The sequence below is a fragment of the Acidimicrobiia bacterium genome (assembly GCA_030584185.1).
In the GTDB taxonomy this organism is placed as follows: Bacteria; Actinomycetota; Acidimicrobiia; order Spongiisociales; family UBA11373.
The window spans coordinates 230,986-249,317 of sequence record CP129495.1 but is presented as its reverse complement, the minus strand read 5'-3'; the positions used below and the strand labels follow the sequence as shown (position 1 = coordinate 249,317).

Genomic DNA, 18,332 nt, shown 5'->3' with positions numbered 1-18,332 from the left:
ATCACGGTACCTTTTCGGGTGAGCAACCTGGCCCCGGTGGCGGCTGGGGCGACGGTCGCCATCCGATACGCTGGCGCCATGATTCCCGGCCTCGATGTCGCCGCCGTTCGCCGCCGCTTCCCGGCTCTCGCCGACGGGAACGCCTACCTGGATGGCCCGGCCGGCACCCAGGTCCCGAGGGCGGTGATCGACGCCATCGCCGGGCTCCTCGAGGAAGGAGTCAGCAACCAGGGCGGCCGCTTCGCCTCTAGCCGGCTGGCGGGCGAGGTGGTCTCCGGAGCGCGCCAGGCGGCGGCCGACCTGATGGGTACCGATCCCGAGGGGGTCGTCTTCGGTCCCAACATGACCACCCTCACTTTCGCCTTCTCTCGGGCCCTGGCACGCCGGTGGAGACCAGGGGACGAAGTGGTCGTGACCTCGTTGGACCACGACGCCAACGTCACCCCGTGGCGGCTCGCCGCCGAGGAGCGGGGTGCCGTGGTGCGAAGAGTCGAGTTCGATCCCGCGGACGGGACCTTGCCGGAAGATGCCTTCCGTTCCGCCCTGGGTCCGCGAACCCGCCTGGCTGCCTTCACCGCCGCCTCCAACGCCCTGGGCACCGTCACGCCGTTCCCCGCTCTCATCGAGGCGGCTCAAGGCGTGGGGGCTGTCACCTATCTGGACGCGGTCCATCACTCGGCCCACCGGCCGGTCGACCTGTTCGCCCTTGGCGTCGACTTCGTGGCCGCCTCGTCCTACAAGTTCTTCGGCCCCCACCTGGGACTGGTCGCCGCTCGACCCGAGGTGCTGATGGAGCACGAGCCCTACCGGTTGGAACCTGCCCCCGCAATCGGCCCCGGCCGGTGGGAGACGGGAACCCCTTCCTTCGAACTCCTCGCCGGCCTGACGGCCGCCGTGGAGCATCTGGCGTCGCTCGGTTCCGGGCCGGATCGTCGTGCCCGCGTTCTGTCCGGTTACGCCGCGATCGCCGACCACGAGGCGGCTCTATGCGAGCGCTTCATGGAGGGCCTCGAGTCCATTCCCGCGGTGAGGCTTCACGGCATCGATGACCGGCGGCGCATGGCAGAACGAGTGGCCACCTTCGCCGTGTCCGTGGATGGCGTGGCCCCGGGCGAGGTGGCGCGCCGCCTGGGTGAAGACGGGATCTTCGTGTGGGACGGCGACTACTACGCCCCGGCGGTGATGCGCCGCCTCGGCCTCGCCGAGGCTGGAGGCCTGGTCCGGATCGGGTTCGTCCACTACAACACGGAGGAGGAAGTCGATCGGGTGCTGGCGGCTCTCGCCACCTTCTAGACGACCGGGCTCGCCTCGACCGGGTTCGTTCCCAGGTGCCGATCCCACAGGGGGCCGAGGATGAGCAGCGCCGCCACGAGGCTGATCGCCAGGCCTCCGCCCACGAATATCGGGCGCAACCCGACGCGATCGCCGAGCAGTCCGCCCAGGGCGGCTCCGATCGGGATCCCGATCCACGAGATGGTGCGCGAGGCGGCGATCACGCGTCCCAGGCGGTCGGGCGGCGTGATCCGCTGTCGCAGGGTCACGAACCCGACCTGGTTGATGGCAACACCAGAGAGGGCCAGCCCCAGGGTCCCCACAGCCCACCATCCATCGATGAATCCCGTGCTGGCGGCGCCGACCCCGAAGATGAAACCACCGGCGATGATCGCCCTTCCCAGCCCGAAGCGCCCCACCAGACGTGGCGCCAGGGTGGCGCCGACGACACCCAGGGAGCTGAAGCCGGCGAAGAAGAGACCAAGGCGTCGGTCGCCGACTATGCCGAGGTCGTCCCGAGCGTAGAGCGTGAGCACGGCGGCGAGGGGTGCAAAGGCGAGGTTGGTGAGGGTCGCCGCCAGTGTGGCCCAACGCAGAGGAGACGAACGCCACAGTGTCTGGATCCCTTCGCGCAACGAGGGGAACAGCGCTTCTGGTGGGGGCAGGGCGCGGGGACGCACCTCGATCAGCATCAGCAGGGCCCCGGCCGAGACCAGGTACGAGAAGGCGTTGAAGGCGAAGGCCCCGGTGATCCCTCCGGCGGCGACCACGATCCCCCCGGCGACGAACCCGACCGTCTGCGCCAGGTTGCGGCCGATGGTCAGCCTGCTGTTGGCCACCACCAGCAGATCGTCGGTTAGGACCGCCGGCATGAGCCCCTCCAGGCCGCTGTCGAACACCGACCCCATCGACCCGACCAGGAAGGCCACGGCGAAGCCCATCCACGACTCGGCGGATCCGATGGCGACCGCCACGGCGAGCAGAGCGAACCCGGCGGCTCGCACGAGATCGGCGATGACGATGACGCGGCGGATCCGCACCCGGTCCAGGAGCACCCCGGCGAAGAAGCCGAAGATGAGCAGGGCGCCGGTCTCGAAGACGGCGAGCAGACCCAGCTGCGTGGCGGAGCCCGTGGTGTCGCGGATGAACACGGGCAGGGCGAAGAAGAAGGCCAGGTAGTCACCGAGGAGGGAGACCGACTGCCCCATGACCAGAGGCCAGAGGTTTCGGCGGGACTCCTCCCGTGGACGCGCCATGAGCGGCGAGGATACCTTCGCCGGGTCGGCCGCCCGGGGAGTGCGCCGCATCGGGTACCCTTCGAGGAGCATCCGGCCGGGACGATGGCCGGCCTCGAGAGGTGATGATGTCCAGGGTGACCGAGCTTCCCGACCTCATCGGCGAGTTCTTCGACCTCGCCAAGCGGTATCTGCGCGAGCAGACCGTGGAGCCGGCCAAGCGGCTGGGGCGTCTGGCAGGGTTCAGCATGGCGGCATCGATCCTGTTCGTGCTCGCGGCCGGTTTTCTTGCCGTCGCCGGGATGCGCCTGGTGCTGTCCGTGATGCCCGATGGCGGGGTGTGGAGTGGGGTCGGATACCTGGTGGCATCGCTGGGACTGCTCGCCGTCACCGGCCTCGTGATGTGGAGGGCAACCCGATGACGGTCACCCGCGCCGACCTCGAGGAGAAGCTGCGCGAGATCCAGTCGGTGGTGGAAGAGACCAAGGAAGGCGCGCGCAGCGCCTCGGTCCTCCTCGCCGTTGCCGCCGTCGCATTGATCCTGCTCTTCTACTCCATGGGGCGGCGGCGCGGCCGGCGTTCGGCGGCCCGGGTCGAGGTCTACCGGGTCCGCTGATCCCGGGGCCGGGTGACGCGGATCTCGATCGCCTCACCCCGAACGACCTTCTCCGCGTGGACCAGCTGGCTCCGTGGGCCTGCGGTGCGACGAACCCAGGCCAGGGCGAGGATGGCGGCGCCGAGGGCGGCAACGGCGGCGTTGCCCCGACGCAGTCCCGAGGCGAGCGTCCTGGCGCCGGCGAGCATGGTGATGGCCATCCCGACCGATGGTACCCGCCCTAGAGTCCTGCCCATGTTCCGCAACCGAGACCGCATGGTCCGCTACCTCGTGATCTTCATGGCGGCGATGCTCGCCATCACCTTGGTCATGCCCTTCATCGCCGCCCTGGGGCAGTGAGGGGTCCCTTCGGAGCCGGGGAGACCTGCCTCCTCGTGGATGCCAAGGGGAGGCGCTATCTGATCGACCTGCGCGGCGGAGCGACCTTCCAGTACCACTCGGGCCGGGTCGCTCACGACGATGTCATCGGGCTCGAGCCGGGAACGTATCTCCGGTCGTCGACGGGAGCCCGGCTGGTGGCGCTGCGGCCCAGGCTGGCCGATTACGTGCTCACGATGCCCCGGGGAGCCCAGGTGGTGTATCCGAAGGATCTGGGTCCCATCGTGCACTGGGGCGACGTGCGTCCCGGGGACCTTGTGGTCGAGGCCGGAACCGGTTCCGGGGCCCTCACCCTGGCCCTGCTGCGTGCAGTCGGGCCCACGGGCCGAGTCGTGAGCGTAGAGGCCCGGTCAGACCACCTGGCTCATGCGAGCGCTGTGATCGCCAGGTTCTCAGGAGGACTGCCCGGCAACCTGACCCTCGTCGAAGGGCGGGTGGAGGAGGTGCTCCGAGACCATCGGCCCGATCGCATCGTCTTGGACCTCCCAGAGCCCGAAGGCGTCGTTCCCGTTGCGGCCGAGCGCCTGACCCCCGACGGGATCCTGGTCTCCTACCTGCCCACGGTACCTCAGCTCGAACGCCTGGGTGACGCACTACGCGCCACCCAGGTGTTCCTCGACCCGGAGACGTTCGAGATCCTGATCCGCGACTGGCGGGTGACAGGGCGTTCGGTCCGTCCGGCGAGCACCATGGTCGGCCACACCGGGTTCATCACGATCGCCCGTCGCACCACGGCCGAGACGCGTCGCGACCCGGCCGCGTAGACCGGGTCGCATGGGATCGAGTGGGGCTCAGGGCTCGATGAAGATGCACTCGCCAGGGCACTCCTCAGCGGCTTCGACGACGCTGTCCTCCTGGCCCGACGGCACCTCGGCCATTCCCTGGGCGCCTTCTGGGTTGCCCTTGGAAGCGGCGAAGATGCGGTCTCCCTCGCGCACGTAGGCGAGGCCGTCGTCGAGGAGCACGAACACATCCGGTGCGATCTCCTCACAGAGGCCGTCACCGGTGCAGAGGTCCTGATCGATCCAAACCTTCATGAGTTCTCCGGTCGAGGGGTGTGCCCGGCGATTGTACCCGCGGGGGTGGCGCACTCAAGCCTGAATGGATCTCGGCCCACTCCGGGTGCCGTCGTATACTCGCCGGAGGGTCCAGGTGCCCGCCGGGTGAGGTCCCGGGCCCGCGTCAGGAGGGGTGATGAGCGAGCCGAATGCCGAAGAACTGACCAGCACCATCAGGCTGCTGGAGGACGAGATCGGCGCATTGCGACGGCGGCTGCAGGACGCCCCGCGCCGGATCCGGGTACTCGAGGAGCGACTCCTGGAGAGCAAGGGTCGCCTGAACCAGGCGGTGACCCAGAACGAGAAGCTCTCCGTTGCGCTCGAGGAGACGCGCGACCAGCTCGCCGTGTTGCGTGAAGAGGTGGAGAAGCTGACCGCCCCTCCCAACCCCTTTGGGATAGTCCACGCCGTGAACGCCGACGGCACGCTCGATGTGATCACGGGCGGGCGCAAGCTTCGGGTTCACGCAGAGCCGACCATCGAGGTCAAGGAGCTGGCGACCGGGCAGGAGGTCCTGCTCAACGAGGCTATGAACGTGGTCGACGTCAGGGCATTCGACCTCACCGGAGAGGTGGTGACGGTCAAGGAGATTCTGGCCGACGACCGCCTCATCGTCCTGGCCAGGGGCGACGAGGAGAAGGTCGTCGAGCTGTCGGGCCCGATGCAGGGCGCATTCCTTCGGGTCGGAGACCACGTCCGGATCGACCTGCGCACCGGGTTGGTGCTGGAGCGGCTCGTTCGACCCGAGGTGGAGGAGCTCGTCCTGGAGGAGGTCCCCGACATCTCCTACGAGCAGATCGGAGGGCTCAGGCACCAGATCGTGACCATCCGCGACGCCGTCGAGCTGCCCTACGTCCACAAGCAGTTGTTCGAGGACTACGACCTGGCGGCGCCAAAGGGGGTTCTGCTCTACGGCCCTCCGGGGTGCGGGAAGACCCTGATCGCCAAGGCCGTGGCCAACTCCCTGGCCCGAGCCGTCGCCGAGAAGAGCGGCAGCACCGACGCCCGCTCCTACTTCCTCAACATCAAGGGCCCCGAGTTGCTCAACAAGTACGTGGGGGAGACCGAGAGGCAGATCCGTCTCATCTTCTCCCGAGCCAAGGAGAAGTCGGACGAGGGGGTTCCGGTCATCGTCTTCTTCGACGAGATGGACTCCCTCTTCCGGACCAGGGGAACCGGGATCTCGTCCGACGTCGAGTCGACGATCGTTCCCCAGCTGCTCTCCGAGCTCGACGGTGTGGAGGCCCTCAAGAACGTCATCGTCATCGGAGCCTCCAACCGGGAGGATCTGATCGATCCGGCGATCCTGCGTCCTGGCCGACTCGACGTGAAGATCAAGATCGAGCGGCCCGATGAAGAGGCTGCCCGGGAGATCTTCGCCATCTACCTCGGCGGGGATCTCCCTTTCGACCCCGACGAGCTGGCAGAGAACGGCGGAGACCGTGAGGCGATGCGTCGGACGATGATCGAGTCCGTGGTGGCCGACATGTACGCCACCTCGGATCACAACCGGTTCCTGGAGGTCACCTACGCCAACGGTGACAAGGAGATCCTCTACTTCAAGGACTTCGCTTCGGGGGCGATGATCGAGAACATCGTGCGGCGCGCCAAGAAGGAGGCGATCAAGCGGGAGATCACGGAGTCGAACCGCGGGATCCGGACCCCGGATCTGCTGGCTGCCGTCAAGCAGGAGTTCCGGGAGCAGGAGGATCTGCCCAACACCACCAACCCTGACGACTGGGCGCGGATCTCCGGAAAGAAGGGTGAACGCATCGTCTACGTGCGGACGCTGATCGAAGGCGAAGGCCAGAGCCGCACGATCGAGGCGATCACCACCGGCCAGTACCTGTGACCGAGCAGTCGGTGCCTGGTGTGCTCGGTACCGAGACCGAGTTCGGCATCACCATCCGCAACCAGCCGGAGTTCAACCCGGTGCTGGCGTCGAGCCTCGTCATCAACTCCTACACCGGCGGTGCCAGCCGGATCCAATGGTCCTACGAGGAGGAGAGCCCAGGGCGTGACGCCCGCGGCTTCGGCTACGAGCCGCTACCCACCGGGGAGTTCGAGAGCGGGCTGGTGAATGTGGTTCTCACCAACGGCGCCCGCCTATACGTCGACCACGCCCACCCGGAGTACGCGACGCCGGAGTGCTCCGACCCGTTGGAGGCGGCACTGCACGACAAGGCGGGGGATCTGGTGATGGCGCGCGCCGCCGAACGCGCCTCGGCCTTGCTGGCCCCGGAGCAGACCCTCTACATCCACAAGAACAACAGCGACGGCAAGGGCAACTCGTACGGCGCCCACGAGAACTACCTGGTTCCACGATCGGTGCCGTTCGGCGATCTCGTGACCCAGCTGACACCGTTCTTCGTCTCGCGCCAGGTGTTCACCGGCGCCGGAAAGGTGGGCAGCGAGAACGGACGCCCTCCGGCGTCGTACCAGATCTCGCAGCGAGCCGACTTCTTCGAAGAGGAGGTCGGCCTGGAGACCACCCTGAAGCGACCCATTGTCAACACCCGGGACGAGCCCCACGCAGATCCGGCCAGGTACCGGCGGCTGCACGTGATCATCGGGGACTCCAACATGTCCGAGACCCAGACGTTCCTCCGCCTGGGTACGACCTGGCTCCTGCTGGAGGCGGTGGCCTCCGGAACCATGCCGGAGCCGCCCGCCCTCGTGGATCCCGTGCAAGCGGTGTGGCGGGTGAGCCACGATCCGAAGCTCGAGGCCAAGTTGGAGATGGGTGACGGGAGCCGGGCGACCGCCATCGAGATCCAGCGGCACTACCTGGAGTGGGTTGCCGGACACGTCGCGAGCAGGGGGCGCGACCAGGTGAGCGGGGCCGTCCTGGATGCCTGGGAGGGGATCCTCGCCGATCTGGAGCGAGATCCGGCCTCGACGGCTGATCGACTGGACTGGACGGCGAAGAAGTCGCTCCTCGACGCCTATCGAGATCGAGACGATCTGGAATGGGGGGACCCGAAGCTGCGCCTTCTCGATCTCCAGTACCACGACATCGATCCCAAACGGAGCTTGTACCACCGCCTGGTCGGGGCGGGTCGAATGCGCCGGCTGTTCACCGACGAGCAGGTGCAGGCGGCCGCCACCACCCCGCCGGCAGGGACCCGCGCCTGGTTCCGGGGGCGCTGCGTGGAGAAGTACGGATCGGCGATCGTCGCCGCCAACTGGGACTCCCTGATCTTCGACGTCGGTGATGAGTCGTTGAGGCGGGTGCCTATGATGGAGCCAAGGCGCGGGACGCGGGATCTGGTCGGGGACCTCATCGAAGGGTCCTCCACGCCCGCCGAACTCATCGTTGCCCTCGAAGGACGGAGGTGACTCGTGGCGGAACAGGAGCGCAAGCGAGCCCGGCGTGACGAGACCACCGAGGAGCAGGAGTCCGAGCAGGCCACCGGGTCCGAGGTCGCGGAGGAGCTCACCGACCGGATCGACGACCTGCTCGACGAGATCGACACCGTGCTCGAGGAGAACGCCGAGGAGTTCGTGAAGAACTACGTCCAGAAGGGCGGCCAGTGACGCCCGAGGGCCTGCCGCTTCGGACGGTGACCCCGGCATCGAGCTTCGCCGCCCTGCTGCGCGCCGAGGGCCTCACCGCCGGCTGGGAGCATGTCGCCGGCGCCAGGCACATCGATGCGCCGGAAGGCACCACGGTGATCGCCTTCCGATACCAGGGCGGAGTGGTGATGGCAGGCGACCGAAGGGCCACAGCAGGCAACGTCATCGCCCATCGCCGGGTTCAGAAGGTGTTTCCCGCCGACTCCTTCTCTGCAGTGGCCATCTCCGGTACCGCCGGAATCGCCCTCGAAATGGTCCGCCTGCTGCAGACCGAACTCGAGCACTACGAGAAGCTCGAGGGGCGTCGACTCAGCCTGGTGGGCAAGGCCAACCACCTCTCGACCATGGTTCGGCGTCAGCTGCCGATGGCGTTTCAGGGGCTGGTCGTCATCCCCATCTTCTGCGGGTTCGACGAGGCCGATGGGGTGGGGAAGCTGTACTCGTACGACGTTGTCGGGGGAACCTATGAGGAGACCGACTACGCAACGGCAGGATCGGGAGGACGGGACGCCCGTCTGTTCTTGAGGACCGCCTTTCGCCCCGATCTCGATGAGGACGCAGCCGTGGACCTGGCGGTGCAGGCCCTGGTGGCTGCCGCCGAAGAGGACACCGCCACCGGTGGACCGGACCTGCAGCGTGAGATCTATCCGAACGTGGTAACGGTCAACGCCGAGGGTTTCGTGGAGATCGCCGACGAGAGGGTCGGAGCGGCGGCGCGCCGGGTTCTGGGGTCGGATTCATGACGATCCCGTTCTACGTACCCCCAGAGCAGTTGATGAAGGACCGGGCGGAGTATGCCCGCAAAGGCATCGCCCGAGGGAAGTCCCTGGTCGCCTTGGAGTACGTCGACGGCATCCTGATGCTCGGCGAGAACCCGTCGGGGGCGCTCCAGAAGATCTCGGAGATCTACGACCGCATCGCATTCGCCGGGGTGGGCAAGTACAACGAGTTCGATCAGCTCCGGGTCGGCGGAATCCGAAGAGCCGATCTGACCGGGTTCGCCTACTCGCGCGAGGACGTCATCGCCAAGAGCCTGGCCAATGCCTACGCCCAGACCCTGGGACAGATCTTCACCCATGAGGTCAAGCCCTACGAGGTGGAGATCATGGTCGTCGAGCTGGGGGAGACGCCAGAGGACAACCACATCTTCCGGGTCACATACGACGGCACGCTCTACGACGAGCGCCACTTCTGCGCCATCGGTGGCGCCGCCGAAGCCCTTGGCCAGAGTCTCGCCGGGGCGCACCGGGAGGGCCTCACACTGTCCGAGGCTGTCGCGGTGGCCAAGGAGGTGTGCCTCTCGGTGGTCCACGACGACGGTGCCGCCGGCTGGGAGGGTGCGGTACTCGACCGCACACGAGGCAGGCGTGCCTTTCGGCGTCTGAGCGGCGCCGAACTCGGCGAGTGAGCCAGCGGGTGCGAAGCGCCAGCCAGCCCACCCTCAATCGGTGATCTCGCCCAGTTCCGCTTCGGCAAGGATCGCTCGGGCCTCGTCGGCCTGAGGCTCGGCCACCCAGAGATCGGTGACAGCCCAGGCACCCAGATTCATCACGTAGGGCCCCATGGCCTCCCCGTGGAGGCGTGACCGTATTCCTGCCGAATCGAGGAGGGCTGCGGCGAGCCTTCCCGTCGAGGCGTCGGGGAGGGAGGCCACCTTCACGTATCCCGTGGACTCGGTCACAGGCTGATCGTACCGACGCCCGAGGCATCGGCATCCCGGTACCCTCGGAGTCGTGGAACGCCGCATCTACGGGATGGAGAACGAGTACGGGGTCACCTGCACCCTCCGGGGGCAGCGTCGACTCTCGCCCGATGAGGTGGCCCGCTACCTGTTCCGACGGGTCGTCTCCTGGGGCAGGTCATCCAACGTGTTCCTGGAGAACGGGGCGCGCCTCTACCTGGACGTCGGGAGTCATCCCGAGTACGCCACGCCCGAGTGCGACAGCCTCTACGACCTGATCGCCCATGACCGGGCGGGTGAGCGGGTGCTCGAAGGCCTGGTCGAATCGGCCGAGGAGCGTCTCGAGGAGGAGGGGATCCGGGGTCAGATATACCTCTTCAAGAACAACACCGACTCGGCCGGCAACTCGTACGGGTGTCACGAGAACTACCTGGTGAGCCGGCAGGCCGACTTTCAGCGCATGATCGACACCCTGATCCCCTTCTTCGTGACCCGCCAGGTGTTCGCCGGAGCCGGGAAGCTGCTGCAGACGGCCCGGGGAACCGTGTTCTCTCTGTCACAGCGCGCCGAGCACATTTGGGAGGGGGTGTCCTCGGCGACGACCCGCAGCCGTCCCATCATCAACACCCGCGACGAGCCACATGCCGACGCCGAGAAGTACCGGCGACTCCACGTGATAGCGGGTGACTCCAACATGTCGGAGTATGTGTCGTATGTGAAGGTGGGCGCCACCGTCGCCCTGCTCCAGATGCTCGAAGACGACGTCGTGTTTCGTGATCTCACCTTGGAGAACCCGATACGGGCGATAAGGGAGATCTCGCACGACACGACCTGCAGGCGCCGGGTGCGTCTCGCCAACGGCCGCGAGCTGTCGGCACTCGACATCCAGTGGGAGTACCTGGAGCGCGTGCTGCGCTACTCCCGGAGCCCGGGGTTCCCCGCCCAGGTGCAGTCGGCCGTCGCCATGTGGGAGCACCTGCTGACCGGGCTGGAGAAGGACCCTCTCACCCTGCAGCGAGAGTGTGACTGGGTGTTGAAGCACCGCCTGATCGACGAGTACGCCGCCTCCCGACGGTTGCCACTGGCCGACCCACGGCTGGCGATGCTCGACCTCGCCTACCACGATGTCTCCCGTCAGCGGGGGGTGTACCACCTGATGGAGCGCAGGGGAATGGTGGAGAGGATCGTGACCGACGATGACGTGGAGAAGGCCTTGGTGAGCCCGCCCCAGACCACCCGCGCCCGGCTGCGGGGCGAGTTCATCAAGGCCGCCAAGGCGCGCAACCGGGACTTCACCGTGGACTGGGTGCACCTGAAGCTCAACGACCAGGCGCAGCGCACCGTTCTGTGCAAGGACCCGTTCCGGGCGGTCGATGAGCGGGTCGACAAGCTGATAGCCAGCCTGTGACCACTGGCTGGTAGCACACCGTCGCTTCCGGATACTCTCAGGGCGTCATGCAGCGAGTCGTCGAACGGATCATCAACCTCCTCGCCTACCTGCTCACCGTCGGGCGTCCGGTAACGGCCGACGAGATCCGCAACACGGTCGCCGGCTACGACCAGGCCGGCGACGAGGCATTTCGTCGCACTTTCGAGAGGGACAAGGACCTGCTTCGTTCCCTGGGCGTGCCGCTACACCTCGACTTCACCGATCGCTGGGAGGTGGAGCAGGGCTATGTGGTCAGGCCGGACGAGTACGCCCTGCCCGACCCAGGGCTGACCGACGAGGAGCTGGGCGCTCTCTGGTTCGCGGCGCGGCTCGCCCGCCTCGGAGACGAGGGAGCCTCACCGAGTGGGATTCTCAAGTTGGGCGGCACTCCGGCCGGTGCCGTGGAGGGCCCGCTGGCTGCCGACCTCTTCGCCGATGCCACAGACCTCGGGAGCCTGTTCGAGGCCGTCCTGGAGCGTCGCCGGGTGACTTTCGCCTATCGGAACGAGAGGCGCTCCGTCGACCCCCTCGGATTGGTCCATCGGATGGGGCACTGGTATCTGGTGGCGCGCGCCGGGGGAGCCGTGCGGCGATTCCGCGTCGATCGAATCGAAGGCCTGCGCCTGGGATCGGAGGCGGGGGCCTTCGATCGGCCGCCGGGGTTCAAGGCGGACGAGGGGTTCCCCGAGGCTCCGTGGGAGGCCGGAGCCGAAGAGATCGAGGCCGTCGTCGAGTTCGACCCCGAGGTTGCCTGGTGGGCACGGCGCAGGGTCGGTTCGCGGGCCACATTCGAGGAGCTCCCCGGGGGAGGCCTCAGGGTGCGGCTGCCGGTGGCGGCGCCGGCTGCCTTCGTAGGGATGATGGTGGCATTCGAGGATGCGGCGGTGATCACCGAGCCCGCCTGGCTGCGCGACACATTCCTGGAGCACCTCGGGGTAGGCGCATGAGCAGCAGCCGGACTGCGGCCAGGCTCAACCGGCTGCTCGCCATGATGTCGTGGGTGGTGAGACAGGGTGGTGCCCCGGTCGACGAGGTGTGCCTCCGGTTCGGCTACTCACCCTCGGAGCTGGCTCGCGACCTCGACCTGATATTCGTGTGCGGGCTCCCCGGCTACGGGCCCGGGGACCTGATGGACGCCAGCATCGACGACGACGCCGTGTTCATCGCCGATGCCGACTACTTCGCTCGGCCGGTACGGCTCTCAGCGGCCGAGTGCCTCACGATGCTGGCGGGGGGCATGGCCATGATGTCGGCGGGTGAGGGCACGCCACTTCTGGAGTCCGCCCTGCAGAAGCTGGCGAACGCGGTGCTGCCCGAACCCGATCTGGTCTCGGTCGACCTGGGCCCGGTGTCTGGCCTCGTGGCCGGCCTGAGGCAGGCCGCCGACGAGCACCAGGTGGTGGAGATCGAGTACTCCGCCATAGGAAGTGGCCGGGTCAGCCGGCGACGAGTGGAGCCCTGGCTGGTGTTCGCCTCCCTGGGCAACTGGTATCTGTCTGCTCACTGCCGGCTCGCCGGTGCGGGCCGCGTGTTTCGCGTCGATCGGATCCGTACCCTGGAGCCGACCGAGGAGACCTTCACTCCTCCCGAAGGCGCCGCCACCCCCGACGTCCGCTACCGGCCAGGAGCCGAGGACCTGGTGGTTCGGCTTCGCCTCGAGAAGGCTGCCGAGTGGGTGACCCGGTACTACCCGGTGACGATCCTTTCGGAGGGTGGGGAAGGCACGGTCGTCGAGTTCTCCGCCTCCGATGCGGCAGTGGTGGCCCGGCTGCTGCTGCGTCTCGGGGGCGCGGCCGAGCTGCTGCCAGGTGGTGACGCCTCGGTGGTCGCCGCCGCCACTTCGGCGCTGCGCGAGAGGATCGTCGCCCGCTACCGGTGACGCTGGGTGGTGGAGTGACTAAGACGCGGATGGTCATTCAGGCGCCCGGGCCTCCTCCCGATGAGAGAGCGTACGCCAGAGATTCCCTCGGAGACACCATCGCATGACCACCATTCGAACCTCGTGCACACTCTGCGGAGAGGTCGAGCTGCTGCCCACCGAACTCACCCTCGAGCTCACTGCTCTCAGTGGTGCCGGGTCCTACGCATTCGACTGTCCGGCATGCGGTGACCGGCAGAACCGCCCCGCCAGCCACCGGGTCGTCTCCATACTTCTCGCCACCGGTGTCGCCTACCAGGTGGTCGACGACACCAACCCCATAACCGAGGCAGAGATCGAACGCTTCTCCTCCAGCCTCGACCGTGAGGACTGGGCCCGGCTCCTGCAGGCCTGAGCTCGGGCCCGGCCGAGACCGGGCGGCCCTACCATTCCCGGGGTGTTCAGCATCAGCCCCGCCGAGATCCTGACGATCGCAGTCGTGGCCCTCATCGTGTTCGGTCCGCGGCGCATGCCTGAGCTCTCCCGGCGCGCCGGCCGCCTGCTGCGTGAGCTCAAGGAGACCGCCCAGGACCTTCGGGAGGGGATCGAGGCCGAAGCGGGCGGCGACCTGGGCCTCGCCGACGTTCGCCGCGAGCTGCGCGCGACCCTCGATCTGACCGCGCCGGACCCGGAGCGTGGCACCAGAACGGGCATGGAGCCGGATCGGGGCGAGCCGACCCGATGAGCGACAACGAACCGAAGCAGCCGGTTCTGAGCCACCTGGACGAGTTGCGACGCCGCCTCATGTGGGTGGGCGGAGCGGTCGTCGTCGGGTCCGTGGTGGCCTTCGTGTTCAGGGATGCCGTGTTCGACCTCATGGTGGATCCGTACCGACAGGTGATGGACGGTCGCCAACTCGCCTTCTTCAGGCCGACCGAGGCGTTCTCACTGTTCATGCGGCTCTCGCTTTTCGCCGGGTTCGTCCTCGCCAGCCCGATCGTGGTCTGGCACGCCTGGGCTTTTGTCGTCCCTGCCCTGACCCGGAGGGAGAAGCGGTACCTGTTCCCGATGGTGTCGGCTCTCGTCCTGCTGTTTGCCGGCGGCGTCTGGTTCGGCTACTGGTCGCTGCAGCGGGGCCTCGGATTCCTCCTCGAGTTCGGTGGCGACTCCCTCGAGCCCGTCATCGGTGGTGACTTCTACCTGTCGTTCGCCATTCGTTTCCTGCTCGTCTTCGGGTTGGCGTTCGAGTTCCCCGTCTTTCTCTACGGCCTTTCGGCGGCGGGAGTGCTCGGGTGGAGACGCCTTGCCGCCGGTCGCCGTTGGGCCGTCTTGGCAATTGTGACCGTGGGAGCCGTCGCCACCCCGAGCGGCGACCCGTTGACGCTGCTCCTGCTCTCGATTCCGCTCTACCTGCTGTACGAGGCCACCATCTGGCTGGTGCGCTTCACCCTGCGGCGATGACCGCCCGCCGGTACCTGGCCGACCTGCCCTTCGCGGCGGACAGATTCCAGATCGAGGCCGCCGACGCCGTCGATCGTGGCGAGTCGGTGGTGGTCACCGCCCCGACGGGCTCCGGCAAGACCGTGGTGGCGGAGGCGGCGATCGCCCGGGCGCTCGGTGCCGGGCGTCGCGCCATATACACGACACCCCTCAAGGCCCTTTCCAACCAGAAGTTCGGGGACTTCAGGCGCGCTCACGGTGACCCGCAGGTGGGTCTGCTCACCGGGGACAACTCCATCAACGGTGCGGCCCCGATAGTGGTCATGACCACCGAGGTGCTTCGCAACATGATGTATGCAGGCAGCGCCGACCTCGAAGACGTCGGCGTGGTGATCCTGGACGAGGTCCACTACCTCCAGGATCGGGAGCGCGGGAGCGTCTGGGAGGAGATCATCGTCCACCTCGACCGCTCCATCCCCCTCGTGTGCCTGTCCGCGACCATCGCCAACGCCGAGGAGTTCGCCGCCTGGGTTGCCGAGCGGCGCGGCGACACCAGCCTGGTCGTAGAGCGGGACCGACCGGTTCCGCTGGAATCGACCTACTTGATCCGCGACCGGTGGGAGCGGACGCTTCGCTGGTTTCCCGTGTTTCAGGGGAGCCGACCCAATGAGCGGATGGCGAGGCTCCTCCGCTCGGGTGGAACTCGTCGGTTCGGTACTCCGGGCCGCCACGAGACCGCCGAGTTGTTGCGGGAGAAAGGCTTGCTGCCTGCGATCCATTTCATCTTCTCTCGCCAGGGTTGCGACACCGCCGTCGACGAGGTCGTGTCTCGTGGCCTTCGACTCACCACGGCGGCCGAGTCGGTCGAGATCCGGGCGGCCGCCGAGGAGCACACGGCACATCTCGGGCCGGACGATCTCGCCGTGATCGGCTACCAGCGCTGGCTGCGTGGCCTGGAGGCGGGTGTGGCTCCGCACCACGCCGGCATGGTCCCGGCCTTGAAAGAGACGGTCGAGCATCTCTTCTCCGCCGGTCTGGTGAGGCTCGTCTACGCCACCGAGACCCTCGCCCTGGGAATCAACATGCCGGCTCGAACCGTCGTCCTCCAGACCCTGAGCCGATTCCGTGGGGATGGCCACGAGCTACTCCAGGCGGGCGACTACACGCAGCTGACGGGGCGTGCCGGGCGAAGGGGAATAGACGACGAGGGGACGGCGGTGATCCTGCACTCTCCCTATGTGGAGTTCGAACGGGCCGCAGGCATCGCCGGGCGGGGGAGCCACCCGCTGCGTTCTTCCTTCCGGCCGTCGTACAACATGGTGGTCAATCTGGTCGCTCGATACGAGCGTCCCGTCGCCGAGGAGCTGCTCGCCGCCTCCTTCGCCGAGTTTGCCGATTCCCGACGCCGCCGGGATCTGGGATCGGACCTCGCTGAAGACCGCCATCGTCTCCAGGCCCTGCGCTCCGAGGCGGAGATCACCGGCGCCGACGTGTGGTCGATGGTGGACGAGGCCCCCGGTGGGCGAGAGCGGCGCCTGGCCGAGTTCGCCGCCGCGACGGCAGCCGGCGACGTGCTGGAGTGGGAGGACCGAGGCGGGCCGGTCCGTCATGCCGTGGTGGCACGCGGCACCGGAAAGCGGCCTCGGTTGCTCACCATCTCTGAGAAGGCCGAGATCAGGCGCATCGCCCCCGATCGCCTCCCCGACACCGTTGCCAAGGTGGGCCGGGTGGAGCTCCCCCGACCGTTTCGACCGCGCGACGCGGCGTACCGACGGAGTGTCGCCGGGACCCTGGCGCGTCTGGAGCCTGGCGCCCGGGAGACCGTCTATCAGGCTCCCGTCGACCGGGACATCCCGGACATCGGGCGGCACCTCGAGGCGGCGCGAGCGGCGCGTCGCCTCGAGCGTTCGATAGAGCTTCGAGAGCGCCGCGGGTCGGGCACCCCTCCCGGTGTCCTCGAGGCCTTCCGGGCGCGCCTGTCGTTGCTCGAAGAACTCGAGTACCTGTCGGGCTGGGAGCTGGCGGCGCCAGGGCGTCGATTGCGAACCGTCTACAACGAGCTGGATCTGCTCCTCAGCGAGGCTGTGGGCGCCGGGCTGTTCCTTGGGCTCGACGGGGCCGGCACGGCGGGGCTGGCCTCCGCCTTCACCTTCCAACCCCGTCGAGAAGAGACCGAAGCCGGGTGGCCGAAGGTGTTGACGGCTCCCGGGGAGCGACTCGACGAACTGTGGACACGCCTCGCCGCCGCCGAACAGCGTCACGGTATCCCGCCGAGCCGGCCTCCCGAGCCCGGCTTCGCACCGACCGTGATGGCCTGGGTGTCGGGCCATACACTGGGGGAGATATTCGACGACGAGGACTCGGGGACCGTCGGCGACTTCGTGCGCAACTGCCGCCAGGTCATCGACCTCCTGCGGCAGCTGCGGGATCTCGGCTCCGAGGCCGTGCCCGGTATCTCACGGGCTCTGCACGGGCTCGACAGGGGGGTCGTTGCGGCCGAGGGTGCCGTGTGAGCGGTCTCGTGGTCAGCGGCGCCCGCTGCGAACTCAGCGCCAGGAGGATCGCCTTCGAGATCGGTGGAGCCGCGGTCCCCCTGAGCGCTCTCGGCGATGTGCTGGAGCCGGGGGTGAACCGGCTGATCTTCGTGGGTCGCGATGCCGAGCTGGCACTCCTCTCCGGCTTGTTGGAATCCTTGGCGATGGAATCGACCGCCGTGGCCTATCTGGGTGGCGACTCCTCGGTCGCCAGGCTCTTCGCCCACGGAGAGGCAATCGCCGGGGTCATCGAGCGCTGGCAGGGCGGCACCGAGTATCCGATGGATGTCGGCGAGGTGACCATCGCAGGGGAGACCCACCGCTTCGTGGGCTGGATCGCTGCTGGAGGCGCGGTGCGCCGAGGTGCGCTGTTTCCGTGGGCGGCGTCTGCCGGGTCGATCACTGTCGAATCGGAGAGGAGCTGGACGATCGAGACGGCGCGCGCCGTGGTCGCAGCCAACACGCAGGAGGTCGGCGGCCGGAGGCTGGCGCCGAGGGCTGCGGTCATGGACGGCCGACTCGACATTCAGGCTCTCAGCGGGTCCGTGGCAACGGTCGCCCGCCTCCGGCCCACCCTCCGTCGGGGTCTCCACGCGTCGACAGAGGCGGTGTGGAGGCGGTCGCTCGCCCGGGCGGCGATCCAGGTGCCGTCGCGGTGGACGGTGCTCGCCGACGGCGTTCGGGTGGGTCGCGGCAGCTTCACGGTCTCCATTGCGGGGAAGCCTCTGGTGCTCCTCGTGTGAAGCATGAGCGGCGATATACTCCGGCCGCTTCACACCCCAGGAACCCGATGACACCGCCCCGCAAAGACGATCTCGACGCTCCCGACGAGGAGTGGTCGGCCGACGACGAGCCCGAGGTCGACGATGCGGATCTCGACGACATCGAGGACGTGGACGACCTGGCCGAGGTCGAAGATCTCGAGGACCTCGAAGACACCGAGATCGATGAGGAGGACGACGACTCCGTCGACGATGACGACGACAAGGAGGTCGCCGGTGACGACGACGAGCGGGAAGCTCTCGACGAGCTCGAGGCCGAAGAGCTCGAGATGCTCACCGAGGATGAGGCGGCCGAGAGCCTTCCGGTCGATGAGGCCGAAGAGTTGCGCAAGCTTCGTCGTGAAGCGATCGAGCTGGAGGCCCCAGCCGAGTCGGCGGGCAAGGGCGAGTTCGTCTGTCAGGGGTGCTTCCTGGTGAAGCGCATCACCCAGTTGGCGGACAAGCGACGCAAACTCTGTCGAGACTGCGCCTGA

General features: G+C 67.9%; 22 protein-coding genes. 18 read left to right on the top strand and 4 right to left on the bottom strand.

All coding sequences use genetic code 11. From position 1 onward, the window contains the following. Window positions 1-18: 18 nt before the first annotated feature. Window positions 19-1,293, top strand: a complete 1,275-nt coding sequence (locus QY307_01300) for a cysteine desulfurase-like protein (GenBank protein ID WKZ82918.1) — start codon at window positions 19-21, stop codon at window positions 1,291-1,293. Here QY307_01300 and QY307_01295 read toward each other — a convergent pair. Next, a complete protein-coding gene (locus QY307_01295) occupies window positions 1,290-2,528 on the bottom strand; it encodes an MFS transporter (GenBank protein ID WKZ82917.1) in 1,239 nt (412 codons plus the stop codon). The genes QY307_01300 and QY307_01295 overlap by 4 nt on opposite strands. A gap of 104 nt (window positions 2,529-2,632) precedes the next feature. On the opposite strand from QY307_01295, the gene QY307_01290 reads away from it, so the two are divergent. Both QY307_01290 and QY307_01285 read left to right on the top strand, forming a co-directional pair. Then, the gene (locus QY307_01290; GenBank protein ID WKZ82916.1) at window positions 2,633-2,929 is read left to right on the top strand and encodes a hypothetical protein; all 297 of its coding nucleotides are present in this window, start codon (window positions 2,633-2,635) and stop codon (window positions 2,927-2,929) included. Continuing rightward, window positions 2,926-3,123 carry a hypothetical protein gene (locus QY307_01285; protein WKZ82915.1) on the top strand — a complete coding sequence of 66 codons (198 nt, stop codon included), beginning with the start codon at window positions 2,926-2,928 and terminating at the stop codon, window positions 3,121-3,123. Before QY307_01290 ends, QY307_01285 begins: the two co-directional genes overlap by 4 nt. Here QY307_01285 and QY307_01280 read toward each other — a convergent pair. Next, entirely contained in the window at window positions 3,108-3,323 is a 216-nt protein-coding gene (locus tag QY307_01280) for a hypothetical protein (GenBank protein ID WKZ82914.1), read from the bottom strand. The genes QY307_01285 and QY307_01280 overlap by 16 nt on opposite strands. A 135-nt stretch (window positions 3,324-3,458) precedes the next feature. Here QY307_01280 and QY307_01275 point away from each other — a divergent pair, with 135 nt between their 5' ends. Next, a complete protein-coding gene (locus QY307_01275; GenBank protein ID WKZ82913.1) occupies window positions 3,459-4,265 on the top strand; it encodes a tRNA (adenine-N1)-methyltransferase in 807 nt (268 codons plus the stop codon). A 27-nt stretch (window positions 4,266-4,292) separates the two neighbouring features. Here QY307_01275 and QY307_01270 read toward each other — a convergent pair whose 3' ends face one another. Continuing rightward, window positions 4,293-4,538: a ferredoxin gene (locus tag QY307_01270; GenBank protein ID WKZ82912.1), complete on the bottom strand. Its 246-nt coding sequence runs from the start codon at window positions 4,536-4,538 to the stop codon at window positions 4,293-4,295. A 157-nt stretch (window positions 4,539-4,695) separates the two neighbouring features. Between QY307_01270 and arc the strand changes: the two genes are divergently transcribed. From arc to prcA, 5 genes are read left to right on the top strand one after another with little or no spacing between them, the layout of a single operon-like run. Then, the gene (gene arc / locus QY307_01265) at window positions 4,696-6,411 is read left to right on the top strand and encodes a proteasome ATPase (protein WKZ82911.1); all 1,716 of its coding nucleotides are present in this window, start codon (window positions 4,696-4,698) and stop codon (window positions 6,409-6,411) included. Further along, window positions 6,408-7,898 (top strand): depupylase/deamidase Dop, encoded by a 1,491-nt coding sequence (dop, locus tag QY307_01260; GenBank protein ID WKZ82910.1) that lies wholly within the window; start codon window positions 6,408-6,410, stop codon window positions 7,896-7,898. Before arc ends, dop begins: the two co-directional genes overlap by 4 nt. A gap of 3 nt (window positions 7,899-7,901) precedes the next feature. Next, window positions 7,902-8,096 (top strand): ubiquitin-like protein Pup, encoded by a 195-nt coding sequence (locus QY307_01255; protein WKZ82909.1) that lies wholly within the window; start codon window positions 7,902-7,904, stop codon window positions 8,094-8,096. Between the two features lie 26 nt (window positions 8,097-8,122). Continuing rightward, complete coding sequence (gene prcB, locus QY307_01250; GenBank protein WKZ82908.1) at window positions 8,123-8,878, top strand: proteasome subunit beta; 756 nt, start codon at window positions 8,123-8,125, stop codon at window positions 8,876-8,878. After that, window positions 8,875-9,543 carry a proteasome subunit alpha gene (prcA, locus tag QY307_01245; protein WKZ82907.1) on the top strand — a complete coding sequence of 223 codons (669 nt, stop codon included), beginning with the start codon at window positions 8,875-8,877 and terminating at the stop codon, window positions 9,541-9,543. The genes prcB and prcA overlap by 4 nt, the downstream gene beginning before the upstream one ends. Window positions 9,544-9,576: 33 nt before the next feature. On the opposite strand, the gene QY307_01240 is transcribed toward prcA, so the two are convergent. After that, window positions 9,577-9,816, bottom strand: a complete 240-nt coding sequence (locus QY307_01240; GenBank protein WKZ82906.1) for a DUF2007 domain-containing protein — start codon at window positions 9,814-9,816, stop codon at window positions 9,577-9,579. Window positions 9,817-9,868: 52 nt separating this feature from the next. Here QY307_01240 and pafA point away from each other — a divergent pair, with 52 nt between their 5' ends. The 9 genes from pafA (at window position 9,869) to QY307_01195 (ending at window position 18,332) form a co-directional block, all read left to right on the top strand. Continuing rightward, window positions 9,869-11,224, top strand: a complete 1,356-nt coding sequence (pafA, locus tag QY307_01235; protein ID WKZ82905.1) for a Pup--protein ligase — start codon at window positions 9,869-9,871, stop codon at window positions 11,222-11,224. Between the two features lie 47 nt (window positions 11,225-11,271). Then, a complete protein-coding gene (locus QY307_01230; GenBank protein ID WKZ82904.1) occupies window positions 11,272-12,192 on the top strand; it encodes a WYL domain-containing protein in 921 nt (306 codons plus the stop codon). Further along, a complete protein-coding gene (locus QY307_01225; GenBank protein WKZ82903.1) occupies window positions 12,189-13,124 on the top strand; it encodes a WYL domain-containing protein in 936 nt (311 codons plus the stop codon). The genes QY307_01230 and QY307_01225 overlap by 4 nt, the downstream gene beginning before the upstream one ends. Before the next feature lie 103 nt (window positions 13,125-13,227). Further along, a complete protein-coding gene (locus QY307_01220) occupies window positions 13,228-13,518 on the top strand; it encodes a hypothetical protein (GenBank protein WKZ82902.1) in 291 nt (96 codons plus the stop codon). Window positions 13,519-13,560: 42 nt separating this feature from the next. Beyond that, complete coding sequence (locus QY307_01215; GenBank protein WKZ82901.1) at window positions 13,561-13,848, top strand: twin-arginine translocase TatA/TatE family subunit; 288 nt, start codon at window positions 13,561-13,563, stop codon at window positions 13,846-13,848. Further along, a complete protein-coding gene (gene tatC / locus QY307_01210) occupies window positions 13,845-14,564 on the top strand; it encodes a twin-arginine translocase subunit TatC (protein WKZ82900.1) in 720 nt (239 codons plus the stop codon). The genes QY307_01215 and tatC overlap by 4 nt, the downstream gene beginning before the upstream one ends. Then, a complete protein-coding gene (locus tag QY307_01205) occupies window positions 14,561-17,056 on the top strand; it encodes a DEAD/DEAH box helicase (protein ID WKZ82899.1) in 2,496 nt (831 codons plus the stop codon). Before tatC ends, QY307_01205 begins: the two co-directional genes overlap by 4 nt. Further along, a complete protein-coding gene (locus tag QY307_01200; protein ID WKZ82898.1) occupies window positions 17,053-17,820 on the top strand; it encodes a hypothetical protein in 768 nt (255 codons plus the stop codon). The genes QY307_01205 and QY307_01200 overlap by 4 nt, the downstream gene beginning before the upstream one ends. A gap of 47 nt (window positions 17,821-17,867) precedes the next feature. Next, entirely contained in the window at window positions 17,868-18,332 is a 465-nt protein-coding gene (locus QY307_01195; GenBank protein WKZ82897.1) for a DUF4193 family protein, read from the top strand.

Bases quoted from the DNA above. Each gene is read 5' to 3' on its own strand.
- QY307_01295 (WKZ82917.1), bottom strand. From the start codon at position 2,528: ATGGCGCGTCCACGGGAGGAGTCCCGCCGAAACCTCTGGCCTCTGGTC.
- QY307_01290 (WKZ82916.1), top strand. From the start codon at position 2,633: ATGATGTCCAGGGTGACCGAGCTTCCCGACCTCATCGGCGAGTTCTTC.
- QY307_01285 (WKZ82915.1), top strand. From the start codon at position 2,926: ATGACGGTCACCCGCGCCGACCTCGAGGAGAAGCTGCGCGAGATCCAG.
- QY307_01280 (WKZ82914.1), bottom strand. From the start codon at position 3,323: ATGGCCATCACCATGCTCGCCGGCGCCAGGACGCTCGCCTCGGGACTG.
- QY307_01270 (WKZ82912.1), bottom strand. From the start codon at position 4,538: ATGAAGGTTTGGATCGATCAGGACCTCTGCACCGGTGACGGCCTCTGT.
- arc (WKZ82911.1), top strand. From the start codon at position 4,696: ATGAGCGAGCCGAATGCCGAAGAACTGACCAGCACCATCAGGCTGCTG.
- prcA (WKZ82907.1), top strand. From the start codon at position 8,875: ATGACGATCCCGTTCTACGTACCCCCAGAGCAGTTGATGAAGGACCGG.
- QY307_01230 (WKZ82904.1), top strand. From the start codon at position 11,272: ATGCAGCGAGTCGTCGAACGGATCATCAACCTCCTCGCCTACCTGCTC.
- QY307_01225 (WKZ82903.1), top strand. From the start codon at position 12,189: ATGAGCAGCAGCCGGACTGCGGCCAGGCTCAACCGGCTGCTCGCCATG.
- QY307_01220 (WKZ82902.1), top strand. From the start codon at position 13,228: ATGACCACCATTCGAACCTCGTGCACACTCTGCGGAGAGGTCGAGCTG.
- tatC (WKZ82900.1), top strand. From the start codon at position 13,845: ATGAGCGACAACGAACCGAAGCAGCCGGTTCTGAGCCACCTGGACGAG.
- QY307_01205 (WKZ82899.1), top strand. From the start codon at position 14,561: ATGACCGCCCGCCGGTACCTGGCCGACCTGCCCTTCGCGGCGGACAGA.
- QY307_01195 (WKZ82897.1), top strand. From the start codon at position 17,868: ATGACACCGCCCCGCAAAGACGATCTCGACGCTCCCGACGAGGAGTGG.